Source organism: Wolbachia endosymbiont (group A) of Brachyopa scutellaris (assembly GCF_964026995.1).
Lineage (GTDB): Bacteria > Pseudomonadota > Alphaproteobacteria > Rickettsiales > Anaplasmataceae > Wolbachia > Wolbachia pipientis.
In genome coordinates, this window is sequence record NZ_OZ034720.1 from 336933 (window position 1) to 363876 (window position 26944).

Annotated in this window: 24 protein-coding genes and 2 pseudogenes; 22 read left to right on the plus strand and 4 right to left on the minus strand. The window is 35.7% G+C overall.

The window, feature by feature from the left end; genetic code table 11:
* The first annotated feature begins 115 nt into the window (after positions 1 to 115).
* The 14 genes from AAGD93_RS01695 (at position 116) to AAGD93_RS01760 (ending at position 10239) form a co-directional block, all read left to right on the plus strand.
* Positions 116 to 1951 carry a phage terminase large subunit family protein gene (locus AAGD93_RS01695; protein ID WP_341819660.1) on the plus strand — a complete coding sequence of 612 codons (1836 nt, stop codon included), beginning with the start codon at positions 116 to 118 and terminating at the stop codon, positions 1949 to 1951.
* The gene (locus AAGD93_RS01700) at positions 1944 to 2159 is read left to right on the plus strand and encodes a gpW family head-tail joining protein (RefSeq protein ID WP_341817101.1); all 216 of its coding nucleotides are present in this window, start codon (positions 1944 to 1946) and stop codon (positions 2157 to 2159) included. Before AAGD93_RS01695 ends, AAGD93_RS01700 begins: the two co-directional genes overlap by 8 nt.
* On the plus strand, positions 2160 to 3566 hold the full coding sequence (locus tag AAGD93_RS01705) for a phage portal protein (RefSeq protein ID WP_341819661.1): 1407 nt from the start codon (positions 2160 to 2162) through the stop codon (positions 3564 to 3566).
* Positions 3566 to 4600 carry a S49 family peptidase gene (locus tag AAGD93_RS01710; RefSeq protein ID WP_341819887.1) on the plus strand — a complete coding sequence of 345 codons (1035 nt, stop codon included), beginning with the start codon at positions 3566 to 3568 and terminating at the stop codon, positions 4598 to 4600. The genes AAGD93_RS01705 and AAGD93_RS01710 overlap by 1 nt, the downstream gene beginning before the upstream one ends.
* Positions 4601 to 4667: 67 nt before the next feature.
* Positions 4668 to 5036 carry a head decoration protein gene (locus AAGD93_RS01715; protein ID WP_341819662.1) on the plus strand — a complete coding sequence of 123 codons (369 nt, stop codon included), beginning with the start codon at positions 4668 to 4670 and terminating at the stop codon, positions 5034 to 5036.
* A 34-nt stretch (positions 5037 to 5070) separates the two neighbouring features.
* Positions 5071 to 6075 carry a major capsid protein gene (locus AAGD93_RS01720; RefSeq protein ID WP_341819663.1) on the plus strand — a complete coding sequence of 335 codons (1005 nt, stop codon included), beginning with the start codon at positions 5071 to 5073 and terminating at the stop codon, positions 6073 to 6075.
* The gene (locus AAGD93_RS01725) at positions 6075 to 6386 is read left to right on the plus strand and encodes a hypothetical protein (RefSeq protein ID WP_341819888.1); all 312 of its coding nucleotides are present in this window, start codon (positions 6075 to 6077) and stop codon (positions 6384 to 6386) included. The genes AAGD93_RS01720 and AAGD93_RS01725 overlap by 1 nt, the downstream gene beginning before the upstream one ends.
* On the plus strand, positions 6379 to 6891 hold the full coding sequence (locus tag AAGD93_RS01730; protein ID WP_341819664.1) for a phage tail protein: 513 nt from the start codon (positions 6379 to 6381) through the stop codon (positions 6889 to 6891). Before AAGD93_RS01725 ends, AAGD93_RS01730 begins: the two co-directional genes overlap by 8 nt.
* Complete coding sequence (locus tag AAGD93_RS01735; RefSeq protein WP_341819665.1) at positions 6888 to 7370, plus strand: hypothetical protein; 483 nt, start codon at positions 6888 to 6890, stop codon at positions 7368 to 7370. Before AAGD93_RS01730 ends, AAGD93_RS01735 begins: the two co-directional genes overlap by 4 nt.
* A complete protein-coding gene (locus tag AAGD93_RS01740; protein ID WP_341819666.1) occupies positions 7357 to 7821 on the plus strand; it encodes a phage baseplate assembly protein V in 465 nt (154 codons plus the stop codon). Before AAGD93_RS01735 ends, AAGD93_RS01740 begins: the two co-directional genes overlap by 14 nt.
* Positions 7821 to 8075: a PAAR domain-containing protein gene (locus tag AAGD93_RS01745; protein ID WP_264378245.1), complete on the plus strand. Its 255-nt coding sequence runs from the start codon at positions 7821 to 7823 to the stop codon at positions 8073 to 8075. The genes AAGD93_RS01740 and AAGD93_RS01745 overlap by 1 nt, the downstream gene beginning before the upstream one ends.
* Positions 8059 to 9150 carry a YhcG family protein gene (locus AAGD93_RS01750; protein ID WP_341819667.1) on the plus strand — a complete coding sequence of 364 codons (1092 nt, stop codon included), beginning with the start codon at positions 8059 to 8061 and terminating at the stop codon, positions 9148 to 9150. Before AAGD93_RS01745 ends, AAGD93_RS01750 begins: the two co-directional genes overlap by 17 nt.
* 7 nt (positions 9151 to 9157) lie before the next feature.
* Positions 9158 to 9493: a GPW/gp25 family protein gene (locus AAGD93_RS01755; RefSeq protein WP_341819889.1), complete on the plus strand. Its 336-nt coding sequence runs from the start codon at positions 9158 to 9160 to the stop codon at positions 9491 to 9493.
* A gap of 2 nt (positions 9494 to 9495) precedes the next feature.
* Positions 9496 to 10239, plus strand: a complete 744-nt coding sequence (locus AAGD93_RS01760; RefSeq protein ID WP_341819668.1) for a baseplate J/gp47 family protein — start codon at positions 9496 to 9498, stop codon at positions 10237 to 10239.
* Between the two features lie 49 nt (positions 10240 to 10288).
* Here AAGD93_RS01760 and AAGD93_RS01765 read toward each other — a convergent pair whose 3' ends face one another.
* On the minus strand, positions 10289 to 11233 hold the full coding sequence (locus tag AAGD93_RS01765) for an IS110 family transposase (protein ID WP_341819669.1): 945 nt from the start codon (positions 11231 to 11233) through the stop codon (positions 10289 to 10291).
* A gap of 226 nt (positions 11234 to 11459) precedes the next feature.
* On the opposite strand from AAGD93_RS01765, the pseudogene AAGD93_RS01770 reads away from it, so the two are divergent.
* The 6 genes and pseudogenes from AAGD93_RS01770 to AAGD93_RS01795 all read left to right on the plus strand — a co-directional run.
* Positions 11460 to 11693, plus strand: a pseudogene (locus AAGD93_RS01770) (baseplate assembly protein J); the annotation flags it as partial.
* Complete coding sequence (locus tag AAGD93_RS01775) at positions 11693 to 12853, plus strand: phage tail protein (RefSeq protein WP_341819670.1); 1161 nt, start codon at positions 11693 to 11695, stop codon at positions 12851 to 12853. The pseudogene AAGD93_RS01770 and the gene AAGD93_RS01775, both read left to right, overlap by 1 nt.
* A 168-nt stretch (positions 12854 to 13021) precedes the next feature.
* Positions 13022 to 13699, plus strand: coding sequence for an ankyrin repeat domain-containing protein (locus AAGD93_RS01780; RefSeq protein WP_341819671.1), 678 nt, complete (start codon positions 13022 to 13024; stop codon positions 13697 to 13699).
* A 37-nt stretch (positions 13700 to 13736) separates the two neighbouring features.
* Positions 13737 to 14249: an ankyrin repeat domain-containing protein gene (locus AAGD93_RS01785; RefSeq protein ID WP_341819672.1), complete on the plus strand. Its 513-nt coding sequence runs from the start codon at positions 13737 to 13739 to the stop codon at positions 14247 to 14249.
* Between the two features lie 4 nt (positions 14250 to 14253).
* Positions 14254 to 14688, plus strand: a complete 435-nt coding sequence (locus AAGD93_RS01790) for a DUF2924 domain-containing protein (protein WP_341819673.1) — start codon at positions 14254 to 14256, stop codon at positions 14686 to 14688.
* A pseudogene (locus AAGD93_RS01795) lies at positions 14682 to 16178 on the plus strand (recombinase family protein). The gene AAGD93_RS01790 and the pseudogene AAGD93_RS01795 overlap by 7 nt, the downstream one beginning before the upstream one ends.
* Before the next feature lie 523 nt (positions 16179 to 16701).
* Here the strand turns inward: AAGD93_RS01795 and AAGD93_RS01800 are convergent.
* The 3 genes from AAGD93_RS01800 to AAGD93_RS01810 form a co-directional block, all read right to left on the minus strand.
* Positions 16702 to 18015: a hypothetical protein gene (locus AAGD93_RS01800; protein ID WP_341819674.1), complete on the minus strand. Its 1314-nt coding sequence runs from the start codon at positions 18013 to 18015 to the stop codon at positions 16702 to 16704.
* Between the two features lie 203 nt (positions 18016 to 18218).
* On the minus strand, positions 18219 to 20387 hold the full coding sequence (locus AAGD93_RS01805) for a hypothetical protein (RefSeq protein WP_341819675.1): 2169 nt from the start codon (positions 20385 to 20387) through the stop codon (positions 18219 to 18221).
* Positions 20388 to 20396: 9 nt separating this feature from the next.
* Positions 20397 to 21725 (minus strand): hypothetical protein, encoded by a 1329-nt coding sequence (locus AAGD93_RS01810; protein ID WP_341819676.1) that lies wholly within the window; start codon positions 21723 to 21725, stop codon positions 20397 to 20399.
* 747 nt (positions 21726 to 22472) lie between these two features.
* Here AAGD93_RS01810 and AAGD93_RS01815 point away from each other — a divergent pair.
* Positions 22473 to 23747, plus strand: a complete 1275-nt coding sequence (locus tag AAGD93_RS01815; RefSeq protein ID WP_341819677.1) for a hypothetical protein — start codon at positions 22473 to 22475, stop codon at positions 23745 to 23747.
* 28 nt (positions 23748 to 23775) lie between these two features.
* The gene (locus AAGD93_RS01820) at positions 23776 to 26400 is read left to right on the plus strand and encodes a hypothetical protein (RefSeq protein WP_341819678.1); all 2625 of its coding nucleotides are present in this window, start codon (positions 23776 to 23778) and stop codon (positions 26398 to 26400) included.
* Positions 26401 to 26944: the final 544 nt, after the last annotated feature.

The following is a 26944-nucleotide window of genomic DNA, read 5'->3' on the forward strand; positions in this document are numbered from 1 at the left end:
AGGAAGCACTTGATAGGTTTAATAAACATATTAGTTGCAATACTGATTTTAAGTAAGGCATCAGCGTGCAGACAAAAAATACCATTTTCCCTTAAAAGTACAACAATTGCAGCAAATGATCTATAGTAGTAGTTTCTATGCAGGATTAAGGCCAGATCTACCGCTAAAAGTATCAGAGTGGGCAGATAGAAATCGTCAACTTTCAACGATAGCATCATCAGAACCAGGAAAATGGAGAACAGAGAGAACGCCATACCTCAGAGAAATAATGGATTCACTATCTTCGTCTTCACCGGCTGAAAAAGTGGTATTCATGAAAGGAGCACAAATTGGCGGAACAGAAGCTGGGAATAACTGGATAGGATATATAATCGACCAAACACCAGGACCAATGCTGGTAGTACAGCCGACAGTTGAAATGGGCAAGCGTTGGTCAAAGGGAAGATTTGCGCCGCTCATTGAAGATACGCCATGTTTAAGGAGTAAAATAAAAGATCCAAGGTCAAGAGATTCAGGCAACACTGTACAAAGTAAGGAATTTCCGGGAGGAACGGTAGTAGTAACTGGAGCAAATAGTCCAGTGGGTTTGCGTTCAATGCCGGTAAAATATCTTTTTCTTGATGAAGTAGATGCATATCCAGGAGATTCAGGAGGAGAAGGAGATCCAGTTTTACTCAGCATAGCCCGAACTAATACTTTTACGCGGCGAAAAATCTTTTTAGTTTCAACACCGACGATTCATGGAATAAGCAGAATAGAAAAAGAATTTGAGAGTTCAGACAAACGATACTTTTTTGTACCTTGTCTACATTGTGATCACTATCAGGTGCTGAAATGGCCACAGATAAAGTGGAAAGATAAAGATCCCTCAACAGCCCACTACGTTTGCATAGAGTGTAGGGGAGAAATAAAAAATCATCAGAAAACAGAGATGCTAGCTAGAGGTGAATGGAGAGCAACTAGGGAGGAGGGAAAAAAAGAGGCAAAAATAGGGTTTCATTTATCGAGCTTGTATAGCCCAGTTGGTTGGTATAGCTGGAAACAAGCAGTGGAAGATTATCTGCATGCAAAGGAAAATGAACAATTACTGAAAGTTTGGATAAATACAACACTCGGAGAAACCTGGGTAGACAAAGGAGAAGTACCAGACTGGAAGCAACTATTTGAGCGTCGAGAAAATTTTCCGATAGGTACGGTGCCAAAAGGTGGAAAAATAGTGTTAACGGCGGGGGTTGATGTACAAAAAGATCGTTTAGAGGCAGAAATTGTAGCATGGGGAAGAAACCGAGAAAATTGGTCAATAGACTACCAGGTATTAGAAGGTGATACTGGCAGTGGAGAAGTATGGGAAAAACTTTCAGAGCTCTTGAATCATCATTTTATCGGTGAAAATGGGCTTGAATACATGATAAGTATGATGGCAGTAGATGCTGGGTATGCAACACAGGAGGTGTACAATTGGGTAAGAGGTCATCAAGGGTCTGGAAGAGTAATGGCAGTGAAAGGGGCAAACAAAGCGCTAGTGCCGCTTAACAGCCCAAGTAGAGTAGATATAACAGTTGGTGGTCAAAAGCTGAAAAGAGGAATAAAGCTCTGGCCAGTAGGAGTATCAATATTAAAGTCAGAACTTTTTCAATTACTTAATGTTTTAAAAGAAGAAGAGAAAGTGCCAGCAGGGTATTGTCATTTTCCCGAGTATGCACCTGACTATTTTAAGCAGCTAACGGCAGAGCAATTAGTTAGCAAGGTAGTAAAAGGATACACCAAACAGGAGTGGCAAAAGGTAAGAGAAAGAAATGAAGTACTAGATTGCCGAATTTATGCAAGAGCAGCATCTATTGCGCTTGGAATTGATCGTTGGCCAGAGAGTAAATGGAATAGTTTGAGTGGAAAAATGGAAAGTAAAAAGCCTAAAAAAGTAAGACAGAGTAAGTGGTTGGAAAATGTATAACGAAGAGTATTTAGTTCAAGTCGAAGAAGCGATAAAGAAGCTGCAAAACGGAGAACGAGTAGTATCAATTGCATATGGTGATCATGTTGTGAGATATGCTGAAGTTCAGATAAAGGATCTACTAAGCTTAAGACAACGTATTAAAGCTGAACTCAAAACCGTAGCCAAAAGAAAGATTATTTTTTCAACGAGTAAAGGAATTTTATAAATGCTACTAAAAACCTTCAAACAATTATTCAACAAGCCAAAAATCAAAAGTTCAGCCTGGGATGCGTCAGGCTCAGGAAGAAGATTTTTTCACTTTCAACCAGAGTCAGGAAGTATAAACAATTTGCTGTCTCAAAGCCTTGAAACTTTGCGTAGTCGATCACGTGACATGGTAAGAAAAAATCCATATGCAGCAAATATAATTGATACAATAGTAAGTAACTCTATTGGAACAGGAATAAAACCACAATCAAAAGCAAGAGATGGAGAATTTCGAAAGAAAGTACAAGAATTATGGCTGAAATGGACAGACGAAGCAGATAGCTGTGGAGTAAGTGATTTTTATGGATTACAAGCTTTAGTATGCAGAAGTATGATAGAGGGAGGAGAATGTTTTGTACGTTTAAGAACGAGAAAGCTGGAAGATAGATTTTCTGTGCCATTACAACTGCAAGTACTTGAGTCTGAACATTTAGATAATAAAACAAATCAAACTTTAGGAAATGGTAATGTAATAAGAAACGGGATTGAGTTTAACAGGCTTGGGCAAAGAGAGGCATATTACTTATTTAGAGAATATCCAGGAGAAGGCTCGTTTGGCGAATCAGTGAGAGTGCCAGCAAATGATGTTTTACATATTTATAGACCACTAAGACCTGGGCAAGTTAGAGGGGAACCATGGCTTTCAAGTATACTGCTAAAGCTTTATGAACTTGATCAATACGATGATGCAGAGCTGGTGAGAAAGAAAACTGCAGCAATGTTTGCTGGATTTATTACGAGACTCGATCCTGAAGCAAATATTTTAGGAGAAGGCGAAGCAAATGAGCAAGGAGTAGCACTATCTGGCCTAGAACCTGGAACAATGCAACTTTTAGACCCAGGAGAGGACATAAAATTTTCAGAGCCATCTGATGTTGGAGGAAGTTATGAAGCGTTTATGAGACAGCAGCTGAGGGCAATAGCAATAGGCACAGGGATAACATATGAGCAGCTAAAAGGAGATTTAACGGGAGTTAATTATTCATCCATTCGAGCAGGGCTGATAGAGTTTCGTCGTCGATGTGCTATGCTGCAACACAACATTATGGTATTTCAATTTTGCAGACCAGTATGGAGTAGATGGCTAGAATTAGCAGTGCTTTGTGGAGAACTGAGTATAGATGAAAAAGTAGTAAAAGCAGCGAAAGAAGAAGTAAAATGGATACCACAGGGATTTGATTGGGTGGATCCACTGAAAGACCAGCAAGCACAACAGATGGCGGTAAGAAATGGCTTCAAAAGTCGAGCAGAAGTAGTATCAGAAATGGGTTACGATGTAGAAGAAATTGACCAAGAAATAGCAGAGGATAATAAACGCGCCAATAGTCTCAACTTAATGTTTGACTCTGATTGTAAAGGGTTATGATGCTCTTAGGAAAACCATTAATGCTTGAGCCAAGGAGTTTTGAGCTACTATCGCTATACAAAGAAAAACAGCCAATTTTCAAAAATCTCAAGCACTCCATCAAAAGTAACGTAGAAAGAACTGCAATTATACCAATACATGGAATCTTGACGAAAAAACCAGGTGCATTTGATGAAATGCTCGGGATGACATCATATGAGCAAATAGAAGCGCAAGTAAAGCAAGAATTAGCAGATAGTAGTATAGAGACTATTTTACTGGACATAGATAGCCCCGGAGGAGAAGTAAATGGAGTATTTGACCTAGCTGACTTTATTTATGAATCAAGAGGAAAAAAGAGGATAATAGCGATAGCAAATGATGATGCATATTCTGCTGCGTACGCTATAGCCTCTAGCGCTGAAAAGGTATTTGTGAGCAGAACCTCAGGAGTAGGGAGCATAGGGGTAATAGTAAGTCATACAGATCAAAGTAAATTTGATGAAAAACAAGGTATCAAGTACACCACAATCTTTGCTGGTAGTCGAAAGAATGATTTAAACCCGCATGAGCCAATGACGTCTGAAAGTCTGGAAAGCTTGCAAAAAGAAGTAGATCGCCTATATGAGATGTTTGTCCAGCTTGTACCACGAAACAGAAATCTTTCCACGGAAAGAATCGAATCAACTGAAGCAGGGCTATATTTTGGCAAGAACGCTGTGGATAATGGCCTTGCAGATGGAATTACAATTCTTTCATCTATTAATAAAAACAGGAGTATTACTATGAATGAACAAACTACAAATGACCTAGAAACTGACAATTTAACTAAGTATCGTACTGAAGTACTTGAATTAATACGGTTATGTAATCTATCACGAATGCCAGAAAAGATAGGAGAATTTATTGAGCAAAGCGTAAGTGTTGAGCAAGCCAGGGAAGTTTTAATGGAATTACTTGCAGAGAGAACGAAGAAGACAGAGATACTGAGTGCAATACCACAGAATTCAGGAGAAGAATTGATGATGCAGGTAGCGAAAAGTCGTAGGAGTTAAAGTATTTTTATAACCGCCGTATATAGCATTGATAAAAGCGGCGGTAAGCAGTTAAGGAGAGAAATTTATGAGTTGTATAAGCGAACAAAATAATCTGGGTGACTTATTAAAGTATGAGGCATCAAGTCTATATTCAAGAGATCAGATAACAGTAGCAAAAGGGCAGAACCTAAAGCTTGGTACAGTAGTGGCTCTTGATAAAGATAGCATGGTTAAGATAATCAATCCAACTGCCACAGATGGGACACAAACGGCGATAGGAGTGATAGCAAGCGATGTAAACGCAAAGGAAAATAGTAAAGGAGTAATTATTGCTCGCGGTGCAATGCTAGCAGATTATGCAGTTGTATGGCCAACAAATATCACTGAAGAGCAGAAAGTTGCAGCAATAAAGCAACTTGAAGGACGAGGGATCATTGTCCGCAAGGGGGCTTAACGAGCTATTTAAAAACAGTATTAAAGGGGGAAAGATGCAAAATCCATTTACAAATACAGCATTTAGCATGACGGCACTAACAAATGCGATGAATATATTGCCGATAAATTATGGACGGGTTGAAAATTTAAATTTATTTCCAAATAGGTCAGTAAGATTTAGACATATTACAATAGAAGAACATAACGGAGTTTTAAGTTTACTACCAACGCAGTTACCCGGAGCACCAGCAACAGTAGGAAAAAGAGGAAAAAGAAAAGTAAGAACATTTACGATTCCACATATTCCACATGATGATGTAGTGTTACCAGAAGAAGTACAGGGAATAAGAGCATTTGGATCAGAGAGTGAACTTAAAGCGCTGGCAGATGTAATAACCGACCATTTACAGCTAATGAGGAACAAACACGCAATAACATTAGAGCATTTGCGAATGGGAGCGCTGAAGGGAATTATTCTTGATGCTGACGGGTCAGAATTATTAAATCTGTACAACGAATTTGAAATCACGCCAAAAGTAGTAAATTTTGCACTGGGAACAGCGACAACTGATGTAAAACGTAAGTGTCTGGAAGTACTCCGGCATATAGAAGATAATCTAAGTGGTGAATATATGACTGGAATTCATGCTTTGGTAAGCCCTGAGTTTTTTGATGCATTAACTTCGCATAGTAAAGTAAAAGAAGCATATGAAAGATGGCAAGAAGGAGCAGCGCTTCGGAATGATATGAGGTCAGGATTTACGTTCTGCGGAATCACATTTGAGGAATATAGAGGGCAGGCAACTGATCCTGAGGGAAATGTAAGAAGATTTATAGAAAGAGAAAGTGGAAACTGTTTTCCAGTAGAAACGGCAAGCACATTTACAACATATTTTGCACCAGCAGACTTTAATGAGACAGTAAATACTCTTGGACAGCCACTATATGCAAAACAAGAGCCAAGAAGATTTGATAGAGGGACTGATTTGCATACGCAGTCAAACCCTCTGCCAATGTGCCACAGACCTGGGGTACTAGTAAAAATTAGTTCTAGTTGATGAATATAGGGAGATTATTAGAAGATTGTTTTGAGCATTTAGGAGTGGAAGCCACATACTGTAATAAAAATAAGGAGGGTATTCGTAAAATAAAAGTGCTAATTAAACGTCCTGAGACTACGTACTCTTTAGGTGCAGATGGAGCATTAACTCAGCAAATTGCTTCTATAGAAATACGTGATCAGGACGTTACTTCCTTTAGCATAGGTGATTATATCAAGATTGAAAAAAGGTTCTACAAGATTTTTGAACCACCATTGAAAGATTCTTCAGGTAAAATATTGAAAATTGAGGCAATAGAAAGTGTTTGATATTAAAATTAGTAATAATATTAATGAAATAATCTCCAATATTGACAGAAAAGAGCAGAAAGTAAAACTGGCAGCTATAAAAGCACTAAATAGAACAGCACTATGGTTAAAAGCGCGAGCAGCTAAGGAAATTAGTGAGGAAAAGAAGATAAAATTAACGGTAATGAGAAAAAGGTTGCGAATCTTTAAGACAAGCAAATTAGAGGTTTTGATAAGAGCAAACTTGTATGACATCAAAGCTTCATCAATGGGTAAAATGAGACAAACAAAAAGAGGTGCAAAAATAGGAAAACACGAGTTTATTGGGGCATTTACTGCAACGATGCCAAGAGGTTATAAAGGAGCTTTTAAACGTGAAGGAAGAGCAGCATTACCAATAAAGGAAGTTAAATTGCGATTAGAACCAGAGGCTTCAAGGATAATAACGAATCTTGTTAATTATGAGAGTGAGAGAGTGTTTGAGAAATACTTTAAGCATGAGCTAAACTATATTTTAAAGGTATGACAAAGTTCTGGATAGATTTACATCAAGCAATTTGTACTACACTGAAGGAAGAAATCCTAACTATACAAACATGCGAAGTATACCCGACGATAAGAAAAGAACTGTTAGCACCAGCGGTATTTGTAGAGCTTGTGAGTTTAGAATCGGGAAAAGATCCTGGAACAGAGGAATTAGCCCTGAAAGCAAGATTTGAAGCGAGAATTGTAGTTGATGGAACAGTTGAGGGTTCCTCGGTAGTTGTTAGAACATTAGCTGCTGAGGTTGCAAGAGTAGTAAATAAAAATACTTGGAACGTGAAGAATGTTTCGCCAGGAGAATTTATATCAGGAGGAGGAGATGATTTTAGGCCAGAGCTAGATGCATATTTAGTGTGGATGGTTGAATGGGTGCATACAATACACGTAGGTCGATCTATCTGGGAAGAAGGAAAATTTAAGCCACATAAAATAGCAGTGGGAGAAATGCATGTTGGAAAATAATTTTGCGATTTCAGAGTTACAGAGAAAAGTAGCAAATATTATTCGTGTCGGAATCATTAAAGAAATAGACTATGAAAAAGCAAAAGTAAGAGTTAAAATAGGAGAATTTTTAACAGATTATTTACCGTGGATAACAAGCAAAGCAGGAAAAGACAGAGATTGGTCTCCGCCAGACATCGATGAACAAGTTGTGGTATTTTCTCCTCTTGGCGAATTATCGTTAGGAGTGGTGTTAGGAGGGATATACCAGGAAAAATACCCTGCATCAGAGAATAAAAAAGAAATAAATAGTGTGAAGTTTCAAGATGGAACAAGACTGTTATATGATAAAGAGAAGCATCATTTGGAGATTGAAGTAATGGACAAAGTAACACTGAAAGCTGGGGAATCAAGTATAGAAATGACAAAAAGTGGAATAAAATTGAAGGCAGATAAAATAAACCTTAATTGATGAATAAATCGGTTATGCGAGTAGGAGATCATTGTGCAGAAGCAACACCACATTTTTGCGTTAGTGGCAGTAACAATGTTTTTGTAAATGGTAAGCCAGTTTGCCGTAAAGGAGATAATTTTACAGAAGGAAGAGTATTAACTGAAGGATCAAAAACAGTGTTTGCAAATGGTCTTAGTGTAGGAAGAGTTGGGGATTCAGTATCTTGTGGTTTCAAGGTAATAAGTGGAAGTAATAATGTTTTTTCAGGATAAAAATAAACCATCTGTTATACTTACCAAAAGTAAGGTTATGAACATGGATATAACTACTAGCCTATTAGGAGACATTAGTAATTTAATAGATAGAGCAAAGAATCATCTTTCTGTTCAATTCAACTCTACTCTAGTATTGTTAAACTGGGAAATTGGCTCCAGAATTGATCAAGATATCCTAAAGCACAAACGTGCAGATTATGGGAAGCAAATCATCTCTCAACTTGCAAAAGAACTTCAGATTAAATATGGACGTGGATTTGATAGAGCGTCATTATTTCGTATGGTACAATTTTCTAAATTCTTTCCTGATCAAGAGATTGTCGCGACACTGTCACAACAATTGAGTTGGTCACATTTTGTAGAAATTATTGCAATTTCTGATGAGCTGAAGCGTAATTATTATATAGAAATGTGTCGTATTGAAAGGTGGAGTGTTAGGGCACTACGTAGTAAAATCGATACTATGTTGTATGAACGTACAGCACTAGCAAAAAAACCTGAAGATTTCATAAGAAGGAGTATAAAAAATTTACGTGAAGAAAATATGTTAGCACCAGAATTCATTTTTCATGACCCATACTTCCTTAGCTTCATGGAATTGCCATCAAGTTATAGTGAGACTGATCTAGAAAATACAATCTTGGATGAATTGACAAAATTTTTACAAGAGTTTGGAAATGATTTTTGTTTTGTAACACGTCAAAAAAGGATGAGTACTAAAACAACTGACAGGTATTTGGACCTGCTATTTTTTCACAGAGGATTAAAACGCCTTATAGCAATAGAACTAAAAATAGGTCGCTTTGAACCAGCTTATAAAGGACAGATGGAATGGTATTTAAATTGGTTAGATAAAAATGAACGAAAAGCAGGTGAAGAAAAACCGTTAGGGATTATTTTATGTGCTGATAAGGATCAAGAGGATATAGAATATCTTGAACTCGAAGGCTCTAATATTCATGTTGCACAGTATTTAACACAGCTTCCTTCTAAAGAAATTCTTGAAAAGAAGTTGAGAAAGGCTATTTCTATAGCACGTGAAAAACATGCAAGTATTAAGTCAAATCCATGAAAAATATATGAGAGGAATGGATGCTAAAACAGGGAAAAAATTAGAGGGAATAGAACATCTGAAACAATCGATAATTGATATATTGACCACTCCTATTAACAGTAGAATAATGAGAAGAGATTATGGATCAAGACTATTTGAATTAGTAGATAAGCCAATAAATAGGGATTTAACTTTGGAAATTTACGCATCAACTGCAGAAGCACTGGGGAAATTTGAGAAGAGATTTAAGTTAGAAAAAGTAAAAATTACAGAAGTGAAAGAAGGAAAAGTAACGCTTGATCTAGAAGGATTGTACCTACCAGTGGGGGAAAAGATTCGCTTTGATGGGGTTATAATATAAAGATGCAGCAGCCAAATATTATCGAACCACTGAACTTTGAGGAAATCTTTTCACGAATGAAAGAAGAGTTAGTGCGTAGAGATGAAACCTTTTCAGCATTAGTAGAATCCGATCCAGCAATGAAAATTCTGGAAGTAGCAGCATGGCGAGAACTTTTGCTTAGAGAAAGAATAAATGAAGCAGTAAAGAGTAATTTATTTAAATTTGCGATAGGAGAAGATCTTGATAACTTAGCTGAGTTTTATGGAGTGGAGAGGCAGAAAGAAGAAGAGGATGAAAGATTTGGAAAGAGGGTAAAAGCAAAAATAGTAGGTTGGAGCACTGGAGGAAGCAAAGAGCATTATCGATATCACGCACTATCAGCAGATAGTAGAGTAAAGGATGCATTAGTAGAATCACCTATACCAGGGAAAGTACAGATCTCGATTTTATCAACACAATTATCCACAACTGGCATGGCGTTAGAAGAGCTACTTGAAATTGTAAAAAAGCAGGTTACTAGAGATGATATAAGAGTTTTAACCGATACAGTAACAGTAATTGGCTGCAATATTATGGAAATAGATCAACTATGTTTTTTAAATTTTTTGAATCTAGTCTTATTACAACTCTTATTTATAATTTTGTATTCTTGTTCAATTGAAAAATGTATTTTTGGCAATAAAAGCCCTAGTTTATATAGAAAGGAATTTATGTCAAATAGCTACCACTACTTAGGTTTTATGGTTAATGAGTATGTGCTTTAAGTTTGTGTGGGCGCACATATTCATTAACCTACTTTCTATGCAGTTTTTTTTATTTCATATTAATTGCTTCCTTAAGTCTTGCATTTGCAATTACTATGATTTTTCGCATTAGAGCCGTTATAGCTACCATTTTCTTTTTACCTCTACCAATGAGATCAGAGTAAAAAGCACCAAGTGCAGATTTAGATCTTGCAGCAGCCATGGAAGCTGTAAAAAGCTTTTTACGGACACTACTTCTACCACCTGTTATACTTCTGTAACCAATAGATTTTCCACTTTCTTTTGGATGCGGGGCAACTCCAGCAAGACTTGCGACTTCTTTTTTGTTTAGGTAGCCAAGTTCTGGCATAAGGCATATAAAATCTTGAGATAACTTGATACCTATTCCCGGTACCGTTCTAAGTATTTTTTGGCGCTTTTGTAACTCTAGATTTTCATCAATGATTTTTTGTATGGCATTATTGATCTCATTTATCTGACCGTTAAAAAAGTCAATGGTTTTTTGGCAACTTTCCTTTATATGCTCGTTTTCAGGTGTTTTCAGTCTACATTTCTCTTGAACTCTCATTTGTGTAATGTCATCACGTCGTTGACAAAGTGCAACTAAGGCTGTTTGTTCTTTTGACATAGGTACAAATAGAGATAGAGTACTATAGCGTTCATATCCATATTGAGCAAGAGCTCTTGCATCTGATTGATCAGACTTTGCTAAAGTTCCATGAGATATGACAAAGCTTTTTACTTTGCAAGTATTAGCTCGATGTACAGCAACATTCTTATCAACAAGAAAATGTGCTAAGCCAAGCTCATATTTTCCAGTGTTTTCTAAAGTTACTAGAGAATTAGGTAGGATATCTGAAAATTTTTGAAACAACTGTTGCCAACCAGTAGCATCATTGTCAAACTTGATAGTGCTCCTTTGGTTGTGAGCTGCAGCAACATTTTTAAATTTTCCGATATCAATTCCAATGAAATTTTGATAAGATGTAATCATAATAAATAACCTCGATAGTTTAATTAATTTAAGATTGTAAACGGGTGCATACATATGTCCCATGCAACTATTCAAACGTATCGAGAGATAGGGCTAGTGTACCTTGATCTATACGGTTGTAATACCAATATCCACTCGGTCGCACATGCCCGTGATAACTCTATTTCTATAGTGGGTAGAGTTATCTTTCCCTCTTAATTTTATTTATATCATATTTTTAACTTACAATATCCACAGCAGAATCAGCACGAATTATATAACATCAGAGGAAGAAATCAAGAAGCAGTTTATTAAGAAGTTTGAAGCAAGTAAAAGGTTGGGATGGAACGTTACAAAATCTTGGATAATAGCGAATTTATTTGTAGATGGTGTAGAAAACGTGGAATTAATCGAGCCAAAAGAGGATGTTGTGGTGCTAGGTAATGAGTGTGCAAATTTGAGAAATTTAAAGGTTGAGTAATGTTACTGCCACCAAATGCAACCAAACAAGAAAAAGCGCTAGTAGAAGCAATCGACTACAAAGTTAATCCAAGTTGCATCAAGGAATTTAAATTTAGTCTTAAAGATGAAATACTGCAGTGGATAATAGAAGAATATGGTTTAGAAGAGATACTGCGTTGGGTAAAAAATAAAAGAAGAGCTATAGTAGAAGGAGTAAAATTTCAGCGTTTAAGAGGAACCCCAGCATCACTCAAAATAGCGCTCAAATGGGCAAATATAGAAGACATTACAATTATCGAAGAACCACCTGGTAAACATTTTTTCGAGTTGCAAATAGGAATAAGAGATGTTCCAAATGACTTTTTTGTAGATGCAGTAGTAGAACTTGCAAAACTATCATTACCAGCAAGATCGCGATTAATGAGGATTTTCAATGATCACTATAATATTAGCAGGTTTATATTAGATGAAAGTTTATTTGGAAGTTTGTTATCGGATTATTCAGGTAGAAAAGTTGAAAAAGATGGGCCAGTGTTATCGTTTGGAAGAATAAATTTTTTTAGGTTTAGTGGTACATCAATTAAGGTTATAGAGAGTTATCTACGCAACCATTATGAACAAGCATTTAGTAATGATGTATATCGATTAGATGTAGCAGTGCTTGGGGAAACAGAGACTCACACAAGGGATTATAAAGGCATCTATGAAAGAAATCATCAGTGGTACAACTTAAAAGCACTATATCCACTACCACAGAGCTTATTGCCGGAAATTAAGTTTGCGAAAGCACAGATAGTATTATCGGATAGTTGGAATTTAGGAGAAATAAATGCGTGCTTTCCAGTTAGTAGTGTAGAGGAAAGAGGGAATAAATTTGTATTGGGAAGCGATAAACTTTCAGGGCAATATTGGAATTTAAAACACAAGCCAATTTTAGAAAGATTCAGTATTACTCGCAACTACAAAGTGGAAAATTATACTGATCAGAAGATTACAAAATATGTTTTAGCAGAACACAACATTTACTATAAAAACGATTTAGATAAAGAGCAAAAAGACTCAATACAGGAGTTAGAAAAGCACATTTTAGTATTTTACCCGGGAGTACTGAATTGGCACGAACATCGACATTTGCACAGAAGTTGGAAAAGTAGTCAAGTGATATGTGTAATAAGTTAAATACTTATGTTTATATCCTCATATATTATGTTAACAATAGGTTAAAGTGTATGAAATAAAAAGAAAAGGACTTGCTTTCTTATGCTAAAACGGACATGACTTGAATAGCGGCAGGTAAATATAAGAAATTTGTCTGGCGCTAGAAAAGCTAATTTTGTGAGGTATGAAATGAGTTTTAGCAAGGAATCTTTTAGTAAGTTTTTTAAAGAAGTATCAAGTAACGATATTAATAAAAGAGATGAAAAAGGAGAAACAGTATTGCACCAAGCAGTAGAAATCTCCAATTACAAAACAGTGAGGTTATTAACAAAAAAAGGAGCAGATGTTAATGCAAGAGATAAAAATGGTTATACGCCACTGCACTGTGCAGTATTCGCAAAAAGTTTAGAAAATGTAAAAGTGCTGCTAAGGGAAGGAGCGGAAGTAAATGCCACTCAATATGTTAGTGGATGTACGCCATTGCACTCTGCATGCAAAATAGGAGGAGCGGGAGTTGAAATAATAAAAGAGCTAGTGAAAGCAGGGGCTGAAGTTAATCAACTGAATAAGTACGGCGCAACACCAATGTATTACATATGGGAAAGTGAAAAGGCAAGTAAATTTTTGAGAGAACAAGGAGGAATAACAAAAAGTAGAAAACTGACGTGCTATGGAATAGAGGGGCTAGTGGGAAAAATAGCAGACATGTTGGATGGGAGCTATATGCCGGAGTTAAAAATAATAGAGATAGGAGAAATAAGGAAGAAAGATAAGTCACTAATAGAGGAAGAATGTAAAAATTTGGCAAGCAAGATAATGAGCCAAGTGAACGAAATGATAGATGAGGTGGTGAGAAGGAAGGCTTAAAGGAGGGACTTAATTTTAAAGAAAAGTGAGGTAGATTATGATAAAGCTTGGTAAGAAAGAAGCATTTAATAAATCGCTATTAGAGAACTCATATAAAAATATTTATGAAAGAGACGAAAAGGGAAGAACGGCTCTACATTATGCGATAGACGCAAAAACAGTGAGGTTATTAGTTGAAAAAGGAGTGGATGTGAATGCAGCAGATGTAGGAGGACATACAGCACTGCACCTAGCAGTAACGGAGAAACGTCTAGAAAACATGAGAGAATTGATAAAATCAGGAGGGAATGTAAATGCGGAAGAATATGGAAATAAATGCACGCCGCTGCACCTTGCATGTATGGTAGGTAAAAAAGAAATAGTGGAGGAGTTAGTAAAAGCAGGGGCTGAAATAGAGCAAGAAGATAAATTTGGAATGACAGCGATGGATTATGCGAAAAATAGTAAAGAGATAATCCAGGTATTAAAGAAAGAAACAGACAGAATTGAAAAGTTGTTTGAACAAATAGATAAGAAGACATTAAAGGGAAAACCTTGTATGAGAGGCTAAAAATATGGAGAAAGAAACAGAAAAGAAAGTAATGAATTTAGAGAGAAAACCTTTGGATGAGCTGAGAAAAATGTGGAAGAAGGTGTATGGAGAAGAAGCGCCTAGATACTCAAAGAAATACCTAATACCAAGATTAGCTTATAGAATGCAGGAAAAAGCGTATGGAGAAATATCAAGAAAAGGGTCAAAAAGACTAGAGTATCTGGCAGATCGACTAGAGAAGGGAAAAAGAATAAGTAGTGATAAACTGCCAGTAGCAGGAACAGAGCTAATATTAGAGAGAGGTGAAGAGACTCATGCGGTAATGGTGACAGATAAGGGTTTAATCTACAGAGAAGAGTTTTACACGTCATTGTCGGCAGTAGCAGGAAAAATAATGGGAATGAGTTATAATGGACCTCTCCTATTTGGGATGAGAGAAAAGGAGAAAGGATGCTAAAAGAGGTAAGATGCGCGATATATACGAGAAAATCAAATGAGGATGGACTAGAACAAAAGTTTAACAGTCTTGATGCGCAACGAGTAGCATGTGAAAAATATATAAAGAGCAAAGAAGGCTGGGTAGCATTGGTAAAAAGGTACGATGATGGAGGATATTCAGGCAAAAACTTAGCAAGACCAGCAATAAAGGAGTTGTTTGAAGATGTAAAAAAAGGAGAAGTAGATTGTGTAGTAGTATATACATTAGACAGGCTATCAAGGGAAACAAAAGATAGTATAGAAGTGACATCATTTTTTAGAAGGCACCGAGTAAATTTTGTAGCAGTAACGCAAATATTTGATAATAATACGCCAATGGGAAAGTTCGTACAAACGGTGTTATCAGGAGCAGCACAACTAGAAAGAGAAATGATAGTCGAGAGAGTAAAAAATAAAATAGCAACATCAAAAGAGCAAGGGTTATGGATGGGAGGAACTTTACCGCTGGGATATGATGTAAAAGATAAAGAATTAATAATAAATGAGAAAGAAGCAAAGACAGTAAAGCATATATTTGAAAGGTATGTAGAGCTGAAGTCAATGGCAGAATTGGCAAGGGAGCTAAATAGTCAAGGTTACAGAACAAAATCAGATATCTTTAAAAAAGCGACGGTAAGGAGAATAATAACAAATCCAATATATATGGGAAAGATAAGACATTATGAGAAAGAGTATGAAGGAAAGCATGAAGCAATAATAGAGGAAGAAAAATGGCAAAAAGCACAAGAATTAATAAGGAATCAGCCATATAGAAAAGCAAAATATGAGGAAGCGCTGCTTAGGGGAATAATTAAGTGCAAGAGCTGTGGTGTAAATATGACACTGACATATGCAAAAAAAGAGAATAAGAGATATCGATATTATGTATGCAACAATCACTTAAGGGGAAAGAATTGTGAATCAGTAAATCGAACAATAGTAGCAGGAGAGGTGGAAAAAGAAGTGATGAAGAAAACGGAAGGTTTATATGAAAAATGGGGAGAAAAAGCGGAAAAATGGAAAAATTTAAGTTTTGGAAAGCAAAAAGAAGTAGTGAAAAAGTTAATAAAGGGAGTAATGGTGAGAGAGGATGGAATAGAAGTGAGTTCAGAGGATAAGGTAGAATTTATATCAATATGGTTAAAAAAGAAAGGAAATAAATGCATAGTAGTAGAGCCAGAAGGAAAAACAAACAATGCGCTACTGAAAGCAGTGGTAAGAGCCCATCTGTGGAAACGTCAACTAGAAGAGGGAAAGTATAGAAGTGTGAAGGAACTGAGTGCCAAAATTAATATAGGTACAAGACGTATACAGTAAATTTTAAGGTTGAATTATTTAGCTCCAAAAATAAAGGAAGATGTAATAAATGGGAGACAGCCAAGAAGTTTAAAGCTAGCTGATTTGAGGGAAATACCGGTACTGTGGAGTGAACAAATGGAGAGATTTTATGGTTTTAATTGCACCGTTTAACAAAAGGAAATGAATAGTCTTGACGTGAACCAGTGTTACAAAAACTGACATTAAATTATATGAGGATGTTAGTATGAATAGTAAAGATTTTTAATTTATATATGAAACCAGAGCAAACTATTGAGCAAGAGTCAAACTCACATAACAACCCCTTTTTTGCTGAAATAGAACCATGTTTTTATAGTAAAGGAAATCCTATATACGAAAAACATCAAATCAACCAATTGTAACTGGTATCAGCGTTATTGGTAAGCTGTGTTGCACTTTATGTTTTGAACATTTCCATTCATTTCGCAGTGGCAGCAAATGTGGGAATGACGTGTATGGGTTTTGCGCTGTATAACCAAGCTCGAGAAAGTGGAAGACATAGACCTGTATGTTATTACACAATCTCCTTCGAACCGAGGACAAAATGTTATGCTCAAAGCTTCAGGTAAATGGTAAACTTTTCTAGAACAATCTCTAAATTATTAACTCAATACTTATTTACCTACTATTCTTTTATTTAATAATTTTAGCTACCTTATGAACATACTAATATTTCTTTCGAAGCTTCCATCTTTTGCAGTTGGTCTAAACTATCAACTGACCTCATAAAAGTAGAAGGAACACCTGATTCTTTCACTACAAAATCTGATTGTTTAATAGTTTCAGCTAACTCTATAAGTATTCCGCAGTTTCTTTCAAAACCTTTATCTTTTATAGCTTGTAGAACACTTTTCCCTCCTAAAAGGCAGCTTTCCCCTAAACTTGATTGATCTTTTAATTTGTCAAACTTCCCCTGGTTCTCTCCATCAAGCTCTACTTTTATTATATTACTATCTTTATCACTAGAACATAGATGAATACTAATCTCGCCTACTTCAGTGATAAAGGACATTTCAATGCCACCTCCTAAGACATTTGTATAATTTCTTTTTCTTCCTATGCTTTCAACTCTTATTATACTTTCTCCAATCTGTAAGATGCTACTTTCTATACTGAAATTTTCATTCACCTTACTATTCATAACCTTTGCAACTTCAACGATACTGTTTTGTGGCCACTTGAAAAGAACAAGATTGTTATCTATTTCTACTTTCAGATCATCATCTTGAACCTGTTCATTCTTGTTTACTAAACCTTTATATGCGATACTTTTTGCTTCGTCCTTAATTTTTTTACACTCTGTAAAAATAGCCTCATCACTTCCCCACATAGCTTCACCTATCATTCTGTCATTGTAAAAATCAGACTCTATTTTTGCACCTGCTGATAGTAGCTTATTGACAATATTGAATAAAGGTTCTAAAGCTTCTTCCCACTCATCCATTGCTTCTTCCCCATTGTCTTTATACCGTGATCTAGTAGTAGGCGTTATACGCATAACACTACTGGCATTAGCAATATCAATTATTTTTTTGAATACAAAATTTGACACAGTGCATTCATATTGATCACAGCGTAAATTTAGCTTTATTTTTCTTTTCAAATATTCATCTATTAAACGTTCCATCTTTTCTAGAGTTACCTTTGCAGAATTTTCGTATCTATTTTCATGAAACCCTTTCATTATACTTTCCATCTTGTCATGAAATTCATCAATTGAAACTTTTTCGCTCTCAGTTAACAGATTTGCTAAATTCATTAAAATTGAGTTTTCTGGAATAAAAGAACTTGCAACAACAGTATTGTTGTCTTCAATAACGTACTCAATCCAGTCATCTTGTTCTTGATTTAACGATGATGCACTAGCTTCCAGAGTTTGCGAGCCAAAATGTTCTGTATGCTGTTCTTCAGTAGCTAAACCAACATTTGCACAGACTTGCTCATCCTTTGAGATATATTCTAACACCATACTCCCTCAATCTATAAATACATTATCTACAATAAATAGCATAAATAAAAGTCAATGCAAGTATAATTTTTCTAACTTTCATATTTTTTAGAGAGTTGTGTTCTACTACTGTAGCTTCATATGACTTTGAACCTGCCATCATATACATTTTACCAGTACAATCTATTATATACTTAATTTAACATGTAAACTCTCAATAACCCTCATCTGCCAGGAAGATCATCTGCAGAACTGTGTCCTAAGTTGCCTTTTATAAGAAGAATACCCTTAACTGATATAAGAATATTTGGCCCCTGTGCACGATCATTCCATATAACATACGATAAAACCACTGTATCTCCATCAGTAATACGCTTATAACCTCTACATTCGAAATAACTATTTAACTGATTACTTGCCTCTTGTTTTTTACTCTGTAGTTCGCCTTTACCAGCAAATTTCACCTCTATTCCAACTGGATGAACACCACCTCTACTTTCTATAGACCGTAATAATACCACATCTAGCTTCTCTCGTCCTAACTGGAATTCTATAATTATTCTAGCTGGATTATTGCAAGTATAAAACAATCCATGCAACACAGAATGAAACCCAACCTCTCTAGCATTATTTCTATTCACTACCCACCTTAACGGGAATAGCACATTCGAAATTGCTTGAAATAATTCCTTGTGTCTATCCACGCTCTGCCAACCGTTATTCATCATAATATCTGCGGTGTTATGTATATTACTAACACCACTTACTGGCAAAAGCTTACCTTGAAAAGAATGATTATTCTTACCCTGTAAGTAATCGTTAGGTGATTGAAATGTTGTTACATCAACTACTAAACCAAGGTCATCCTCATCTCTTCTACTTGGATTCAATGTGCACACCACCTCATATACTCTTGAATTCGGCCAACTTAACAAATTTATGCCTTGTGCAGGAAATTGGTGAGTTAATACATGGGGAATATCAAGCACAACAATTTTTTCTTGTCCTTGCCATAATGCACGTAAAACCATAGTTAAGGCACGATCCCCAACGTTTATTTGTGAGACTCCTCCACGTGGGCCTAGCATTTTATCGTTATCGTCGTAATCAAATAGGTATCTAGTTACATCCACCCAATTTTCTCCTGCTACCATAATCCTCTTTTTTGCAAATGCAGTACTTGCAAATGCAAATCCAGTCGTATAGGAAAACACTCTGCTATTGGTACCTCTTACGTCAGGCACGGCAGGTACACCAAAAGATGGATATAGTAAATAATTTCTAACGTTCTCTCTAATCTTGTATACAGAACCATTAAATAGCCTTTCCAACAAAGAAGACCCTTTCTCCAGAAAGTCTTGAGTGTTAACCCGCAAACGCTGATCCTCATCTAAATCAAAATTTAATCCAACACAGACAGCACTACTTGATGAAGTATGAATTGATATAGATGAGACAGGACATCTTATGACGTAATTTTCAGCTTGTTCCAATGCTTGATCAGCACTATTGCTTCCAGCTTTGAGCTCGATTATAATAGGAACAGAGTCCCTTAGCCTATCCACTCCACGTACAAGGAAAGTAATATCTGTATATCCACCTCCTACAAATAACTCAAGATAAATGCCAGCTGTGTGGCGATACCTAAAATTCATCAAAAACCCTGACAAGAACCCATGATAGTCCGACTCTTTACCATTGAAATTCAGTACCTCATTATACCCGTCGTAGAGATTAATTATGTACTGCAAAACATCATCAATAGTATCAACAACATCATCCGAATTATTACTTGCCAACCTTCCTAGCAAATTTGATAGGTTACCTTGCTGCATGGTCCTGACAATCTCTTCAAAACCACCATCGCACGGAGATGCTTCATTTTCAGGAAATTCTTCACACCTTATTGCTTCCTCTTCCTCCTCTTCTCCTTGATTTTCTGCCCATATAAACGTTTTATACTCTTCCCATTCTAATTCCAGCTTTTTTCTTTTAGCCCCACTCTCCTGCAGTTTACGTTTTACCCACTGTCTCTCTTTTTTACTAAATCTTGAGCCAGTGCTGTTTATCCTGTCAGCAATAGTGTAGCACCTTACTATTTGCCTGTCATTTCCATCTTTAGTTAGGACAGCAACCTTTAAATTTCCTTTTCCAGGTCTGTCTGGATCGTTATCAAAACGAAAGAAAATCCTTTCATTATCATTTGCAATATCAGAATCAAATGCAGTGGCAAACATACCGAAAAAGAATGCCGGAAAAAAGCGATCTTTACCAACTGAATGCAAAAAAGATGGACATTGATCTAAAAAAGACTCGAACCTTTCTGAAAATCCCTGACAGTCTCCATTTAGCAAACTTCTAACTAACCCTATATTTTCACCATTATTATGCATAAAACACCTCTACTTACTATGACTAGACAAACCACTAACACCAGGAGATGCTAGTTCGGTACGGAGAACACTAGAAACACTTACTTCAGAAAACAACTTCCCCATCAGCTTACCATAGGGAATATCCCTTACCATACCAGGCATACTAACCATTTTTAAGTTATTAACCACATAACCTTTAAAACTTTCAAGATCTTCTGAGGAACAATTGTCTTTTGCAAACCGTAAAATCTCTAATATCTTATCTTTTATTCCAACATCACCTCCAGCTTCATTTCTCTTCCAATCTGTAATTAATGCAGCAAAGGTACGTTTAATTGGAACTCTACCATTAGAAAAAATAGCAACCTTTTTATGCTCACTAAAGCGATCACACCTCCAAATATCCATAATGGTTGACCTAGCCTGGGCACTTAACTCAGGATTTTCCAATATCACATTTGAAAGCGAGGAAAGAAGGAGTGCATAATCATTATGTGAGAGAATTTTGCCTGCAGGTAGTGAAACTTCTTCATAGCACCAGCGCTTTACTATATCTTGAACTGTATCAAGAAAACTCCATTTGATTAACCCATTAAGAAGCGAATATACTCCCTGATCTTTTTCTGATAATTTAACTAAAAGATCACGTTTTGTTGAATCATCCATTTTATGCAAACAAAAATCCAAAACGTTAGCACGATTGCAGTTAGACTGAATAGTAGATAAGGTAATAACCGCATTAGTAACTTCCTCTTTTCTCTCTTGTTCACTCAAACGATTATAGAAATATTCCACTCCTTCACTCCATTTAAGGTTCACAGCTTCTCTGAAGCCACATATATTACTGTATTCTTTTAATTTTAATTCTTCAGACTCTCTATCAATCCAAAAGCTGAACACAGGATCATAACTTCCCATGGAATCTAGCAAATCATTTCTTATGTACTTGTCATTCACAGGATTATCCTCCATGTCTACTGCATCAGGAGAAACTCTACCCTTATAAGACTCAAATTGCTCTTGAAAGAGCGGATGAATTTTATCTACTACACAATACCTGCAAGCCATGTTATACCTACAGAATGGGTTATCTATTGCTTCTATATTTTCTTCAGTGAGCTTCTGTCCTAAGATTGCATTATTTAATTTTGTATCTGACCAACAGCTCTCATCACGAAATATTTTGTATAAGAATTGTAGTTTATCATCTTCGAGGTATTCTATCTGCCTAATGTAAGTTTTTACCCATCTTTCAATAGCTAAACGCCTTTCAGTGGCAATTTTGGAATCTGTATGTTCAATAACACTTTGTAAATTATTAAGTACTGCAGCATGACGTTTTGTTATTCTTGGCATTGCACTCTCCATATAAAAATACTTATGATATCATGTGAAAGTTAGAATTAAATAACAACCTAAAATTACTTAGGATAAAAAAAACTTCATGAAAAACATTTTCTATATTGAACGGATACAAAAATTCTATTGGAATTTACAGGAAATACCGTACTTGTCAGTGTAATAAAAATTTTAAATGTTTACTTTCTTCAAAAAGAGAAAAATAGATCGTATATTTGTGAGAACAAGCCACGTAAAAATAGGGTTGTAAAAATAGAAGATTTAAATTATTTCCATAAGCTTAGGCAAACCAGTTCGTATGTAAATTTAGCAAAAGTAAGCCAATATAGCTGGTTTTGCCGTATAATGTAATTACCATGTTAAAAAGTTCGTATGGTACGCTCGGTAAACCAATGCATTCCAAGAAAAACACTTCTCACGTTTCTTGGTTTTGAGTGCTGAAAATGGCTATCTTGCTTGAGATCTTAATAATATATTTTGCTAAATTAATAGCATTTTACTTGCGGAAGAATTAATAAGCGTATGACAAAAACAGAATATAAAATAAATAAAAGGTAATATAGTGAGTCTGCTAAAGCCTTTTGCCAAAATCACTTTAGGTTAGAAAATTTTTCTGAAATAGTGATTGACAAGTTTTAAAGACAGAGTAATATACCTAGAGTATAATAGAGGCTAGTTCATTGTGGTACGTGAGGGGGTTAAGAATCAAAATATTTTTTCATTCATTTGCAAAGAGGGGTAATTATGGACCGTAGAGATATTTCAGAAGTTTTATTTTCATCTATTAAAGAGAACGATTCTTATAGGGCATCTAAGCTTCTTCAAATTGAACGTTGGTGCTATGCGCATTGGAAGATACATGCAGGGTATGGTGAAATAAGAAATAATTTTCTTGCGCAAGTGCTATCTAATGAAGATTGCTGGGAGAAAGTTAATAATTTACATCAAGTAAAGCTTAATAGACAAATGGTAGGTAAAAAATTAATCGCGCCGAGTTCAGATAGTAAACCCAATCCATTTGGCACTGATAGATACAAAATTGCATGTGATTGTTGTTTGGAGGATGAAATAAGAGCTATATTTGAGGAAAGAAAAGAAGAATTGTCTGCTCAAGGTAATGATAGCTTGCTGGAGTATCATCACTTAGTTAGGTGTTATGGAGAAGGTCCTATAGCACAGTTTTGGTCACATTTCATTAGTGGGTATCTTGATAAATTGGATTTGAGGGGTCGTCATCTATATGAGTATGGGCTTGACTGTGCAGTAGGTTGGCGAAAAGTAGAAGCAGTGGAATTCTTCTGGAATAAAATAAAATCATTACCTGAGAATGAAATGAGTGCACAGAAAAAGGATGAGATCTTCATGAAAAATGTAATATATGCAGCAAAGAGCCATTGTAATAGTTATCCTGAAATATTTGAATTTTTCTTTGATCAATTAACTTCTGATAGATATCCGGAACTCTTAAAAAGAGATTTTGCTCAAGATAATTATTACGATACTTTATTTACCCTTAAGGACAGCTGTTCCTTTGATAAACTAAGAGTGCTGTTTGATTGCTTACACCCGAGTGATATTTTGGAACGTCATTTTTATAGTCTATTAAGAAACATGAATATACAAAGTTGTCAAGAATATTATGCAAAAGCAGGTATTGAGCTTTTTACGCATATGTGGACAAAGGAAGGTTTCGATAGCCATAGGGCTTTTACATTGCAAGAAGAATTAGTAGAGAATTGCGGATTTATACTATATCCTTTAGTAAGTAAGGGTTATATGGAGCCAGTATGGGAAATATTAGATAAAGCTAATCCTAATCAAATCAAAGAATTTATGGATTCTAAAAAAGATCATATATGTTCTATATTATTAGGGAATGGAGATAGCAATTCATTAAATAGGTTTTTATCCTATGGTAAGTCTGCTGATGAAGAACGTAATCCAAAAAATATACCTGGCCCAAGTGGTGACCTAACTGAAGTAGAAGTTAGAAAAACACATGCCAGTATGGGTAAATAAAAAAAGTTATATATTAACAGGGGGTTTTATGCCGAACGAAGAAAGACCACAGGATTTTGAATTAATAGAGTTATTAATTAGAGAAACAAGAACTGCTCCAAGTACTTCAACTCAGCAAGGAAGTGATTTTGAATCTTTCAAAGTAAGGTTTCAGTCGTATATTGATCAGATTCCATCATATTTACATTCAGTAGGTAAAGAAGGATTTTTTCCTCATTTCTTCTTAGGAAGCTTTTCCACCTTGATAGATACAAAAATTGCAGTAAAATTAGATATTGAGAAAATATATTTTAGTTTTGATGGTCCAAAGACTCTAAAAGTTGCTGTTATAAAGGAAGGAGAAATCAAAAGCCCAGAAGATGCTATTGATAAAGTAAAGCTCTTTGTTATTGCAGAGTCTAGTAGCACAAAGAAAAAGTTTAGCTACAGTGAGTTAGATAAGATATTAGGCAATATCAAAGTCAACAGGAACAACTTGTTGAGGATGGCTAGAGATCAAGATAAGCTTGGTGTAAAATTGGTAGAAATTACTAAAAAGAAGGATCACAAAGAGGAACTATCAGGAATATTTGTTGAGGTAAAAAGTGACAAATTAGACAAGGATACTTCTACAACACATGAGTTTGAAGAAATAAAAAAAGGATTATGGAGTAATCCAGAAAGTGATATAGTTCAGCTTAGTAGTTCAAAAAAAGATGAAGTAAAAGATATTCTTGGAAATATTCTGGGAAAAGTTAGTAAAATTCATTCTGGTTATAGAGGAGAGTTTAAAGAAGAAAGACTCGTTATTCGTGGAGGTTCCCTTGTCTATGTTAAAGAAGCAAGAGAAGCAGCACATCATGGGTTTTTAGCAGGAGCTTTAGTGAATTTCCGCTATAGACATAATCCCAGGGTTTACTTGGAGCAGTTTGCAGGAAGAGGTTATGCTGATATTGTTCTAGTGCCTCGTGGTAAGGATAGGTCATTAAATGCTATTCCTATTATTATAGAGATGAAGGCTGCTACTAAAGCAGAGCTAAAAGAAGGTAAAATAGGGGAAAAGAGTGGAACTACACCAGCTGCTACTTTAAAACAAGCTGAGGATTACACGAAAGGTTTTCAACCAAATGTAATGAGAGTTTTAACTACTGCAAATGACATGCTATGCGTTGGTGTAAACCTTGATCATACATCTCCTATTTCTGATATCGTTGCTAAATCACGTGATCAAGAAATCACCCCTCTTTTTAATGATATAATGGAATCTATTGATAAGCAAAATAATCGTGAGATTACACAAGGACAATTAAAAACGCAGATTGAAGAGAATATAGAGCGTATCTATCACACATTTCCTGGTACAGGAGAGAAGGGAGATAATCATTATTTTAGTAGGTTTTTGTTAGGGCAGTCCCTGTTATTAAGTGAAGTTCGAGCTTTAGGAAGCAGTTTTAGAAAGCACGTTTTTATTTATGGAGAAAATATACCTACAGAAGCTCAACCTGAACCTAAATCTCAACGTCTTAAAGATCAGAAAAGTAAGGGACAAGATGCTGCACAGATATCTAGGTTAGACCAAGGCCATGGAGTTGTGACAATGGTATTTATTCCAAGCAATGATCAAAAATCAGTTTATGTAATGAATATTGTTGAAACAGATGGAAGAGATAATGTGATGAGAAAGGGAATTCCTCTTGATCAGCTTCAGCAAGAAATAGGAGAAAGAAAAATAGTTGAACTAAATCTTAATTTTAACATTAAGAAAAAATCGAAATTTGAAGAGTATTTTAGCGTGGAGGTGGGCGAATCCGTTTCCCTAGAGCAGTATAATAGAAGAGAAACTAATAAATTTGAAGGTAATTTTAAAGATATTCCTTATCCCGCCGAGTTCAAGGAAAAATTCGATGAGGTATTAGAGTCTCAGCTTACTTCTTCACAAGATCGATCTCAATCAATAGGCAAATATAAAGAGTTATTTAAAAAAATAGGTGAGGCAATGCTGCCTTTTAAAAACTTAGTAGAAAAGGAAACACATACCCAAGCTGTATTTCATGGAGCATTTAGCCACTATAGTGATATAAAGTTAGGAGAGTTACAAGAAAACAGGGCATTAGTATTAACAGAGTTTCAAACTGGAAGGGGGAAACGTATTGATATGCTAGTTCATGGTATTAAATTTGGAGGTCATGATAGCAATGCTAAAGAATACGATCCAGTAGGGTTAGAGCTTAAAGGACCAAGGGAAGGTAAAAAAGCTGATGCGTTAAAAGATGAGGCGAACAAACAAATAAGTGATGAGTATAAGAAAGGTATAACTTATAAGACGCTGACAGATGGAAAGAAAGTGGCTTTTATAGGTGTTGTGTTTGATAAAGGTGCGAATAATGCAGGTTCTCTTATCTTACCAAGCAAGAATGAGTTTACTTCTGTTGAGGTAGTTCATAGTTCTATTCATATGATACATCCCGATACAGTAGAACAACAAGGAGAAGATCAGCGGACTTTAGAATCTGCAATGGGTAGTAACGATGGTGCGAGACCTAGAAATGAGTTAGTATCTCCAGGAATTAGTAGTGTTCCCAGAGGTCGTGGGCGTGGTATGAGGCCTAGAAGTGAGTTAGAATCTCCAGGAGTTAGTAATGTTCCCAGAGGCCGTGGGCGTGGAAATCAATGAGTAAAAGAGGATATTAGATTAACTCAAAGTAGTGCAGTTGCCTTTCTTCATGATAAATATGATTTGATCAGTACTGACGCTTTCAATGACAGTGTTATGACAAATAACGCGAATGATCTGGAGGTAGGGGATTAATTTGGTATCCGATTTAGGAGAGTGGTTTAAGAAACGATAGATAGAAGATTGTGAAAAGGGTTTAGGTTACTTTATTTCCATGTTAAGTATAACGAAATAAATTATCTGTTCAAATTCCTCGCCGTGATTGTGCAAAATATGAGTTTTGACGATAAACGACATAATGCCTAATTTTCCGTTCAGCATTAGACTTGCTGCAAAAGAGGAGAAATGTTTATATAAAGAAAGATAGAGCAAGTAAAAGTGAGGTAAAATGACCATAATCTAAGGTAATGTTCAAAAAAGTGTGTCAAACCAAGAAATAGATTGATATAAAGAAAAGTTTGTGTACAACATTTAATAGATCAACTAATCCCAAGAAAAATACTTTTCACAGTCCTTGATCTCTGGGAATGGTTATTTTATTAAA

Bases quoted from the DNA above. Each gene is read 5' to 3' on its own strand.
- AAGD93_RS01710 (WP_341819887.1), top strand. From the start codon at position 3,566: ATGCTCTTAGGAAAACCATTAATGCTTGAGCCAAGGAGTTTTGAGCTA.
- AAGD93_RS01820 (WP_341819678.1), top strand. From the start codon at position 23,776: ATGCCGAACGAAGAAAGACCACAGGATTTTGAATTAATAGAGTTATTA.
- AAGD93_RS01815 (WP_341819677.1), top strand. From the start codon at position 22,473: ATGGACCGTAGAGATATTTCAGAAGTTTTATTTTCATCTATTAAAGAG.
- AAGD93_RS01775 (WP_341819670.1), top strand. From the start codon at position 11,693: ATGTTACTGCCACCAAATGCAACCAAACAAGAAAAAGCGCTAGTAGAA.
- AAGD93_RS01755 (WP_341819889.1), top strand. From the start codon at position 9,158: ATGAGAGGAATGGATGCTAAAACAGGGAAAAAATTAGAGGGAATAGAA.
- AAGD93_RS01745 (WP_264378245.1), top strand. From the start codon at position 7,821: ATGAATAAATCGGTTATGCGAGTAGGAGATCATTGTGCAGAAGCAACA.
- AAGD93_RS01715 (WP_341819662.1), top strand. From the start codon at position 4,668: ATGAGTTGTATAAGCGAACAAAATAATCTGGGTGACTTATTAAAGTAT.
- AAGD93_RS01790 (WP_341819673.1), top strand. From the start codon at position 14,254: ATGGAGAAAGAAACAGAAAAGAAAGTAATGAATTTAGAGAGAAAACCT.
- AAGD93_RS01765 (WP_341819669.1), bottom strand. From the start codon at position 11,233: ATGATTACATCTTATCAAAATTTCATTGGAATTGATATCGGAAAATTT.
- AAGD93_RS01700 (WP_341817101.1), top strand. From the start codon at position 1,944: ATGTATAACGAAGAGTATTTAGTTCAAGTCGAAGAAGCGATAAAGAAG.
- AAGD93_RS01725 (WP_341819888.1), top strand. From the start codon at position 6,075: ATGAATATAGGGAGATTATTAGAAGATTGTTTTGAGCATTTAGGAGTG.
- AAGD93_RS01785 (WP_341819672.1), top strand. From the start codon at position 13,737: ATGATAAAGCTTGGTAAGAAAGAAGCATTTAATAAATCGCTATTAGAG.
- AAGD93_RS01705 (WP_341819661.1), top strand. From the start codon at position 2,160: ATGCTACTAAAAACCTTCAAACAATTATTCAACAAGCCAAAAATCAAA.
- AAGD93_RS01805 (WP_341819675.1), bottom strand. From the start codon at position 20,387: ATGCATAATAATGGTGAAAATATAGGGTTAGTTAGAAGTTTGCTAAAT.
- AAGD93_RS01695 (WP_341819660.1), top strand. From the start codon at position 116: ATGATCTATAGTAGTAGTTTCTATGCAGGATTAAGGCCAGATCTACCG.
- AAGD93_RS01800 (WP_341819674.1), bottom strand. From the start codon at position 18,015: ATGGTGTTAGAATATATCTCAAAGGATGAGCAAGTCTGTGCAAATGTT.
- AAGD93_RS01735 (WP_341819665.1), top strand. From the start codon at position 6,888: ATGACAAAGTTCTGGATAGATTTACATCAAGCAATTTGTACTACACTG.
- AAGD93_RS01750 (WP_341819667.1), top strand. From the start codon at position 8,059: ATGTTTTTTCAGGATAAAAATAAACCATCTGTTATACTTACCAAAAGT.
- AAGD93_RS01810 (WP_341819676.1), bottom strand. From the start codon at position 21,725: ATGCCAAGAATAACAAAACGTCATGCTGCAGTACTTAATAATTTACAA.
- AAGD93_RS01720 (WP_341819663.1), top strand. From the start codon at position 5,071: ATGCAAAATCCATTTACAAATACAGCATTTAGCATGACGGCACTAACA.
- AAGD93_RS01760 (WP_341819668.1), top strand. From the start codon at position 9,496: ATGCAGCAGCCAAATATTATCGAACCACTGAACTTTGAGGAAATCTTT.
- AAGD93_RS01740 (WP_341819666.1), top strand. From the start codon at position 7,357: ATGTTGGAAAATAATTTTGCGATTTCAGAGTTACAGAGAAAAGTAGCA.
- AAGD93_RS01780 (WP_341819671.1), top strand. From the start codon at position 13,022: ATGAGTTTTAGCAAGGAATCTTTTAGTAAGTTTTTTAAAGAAGTATCA.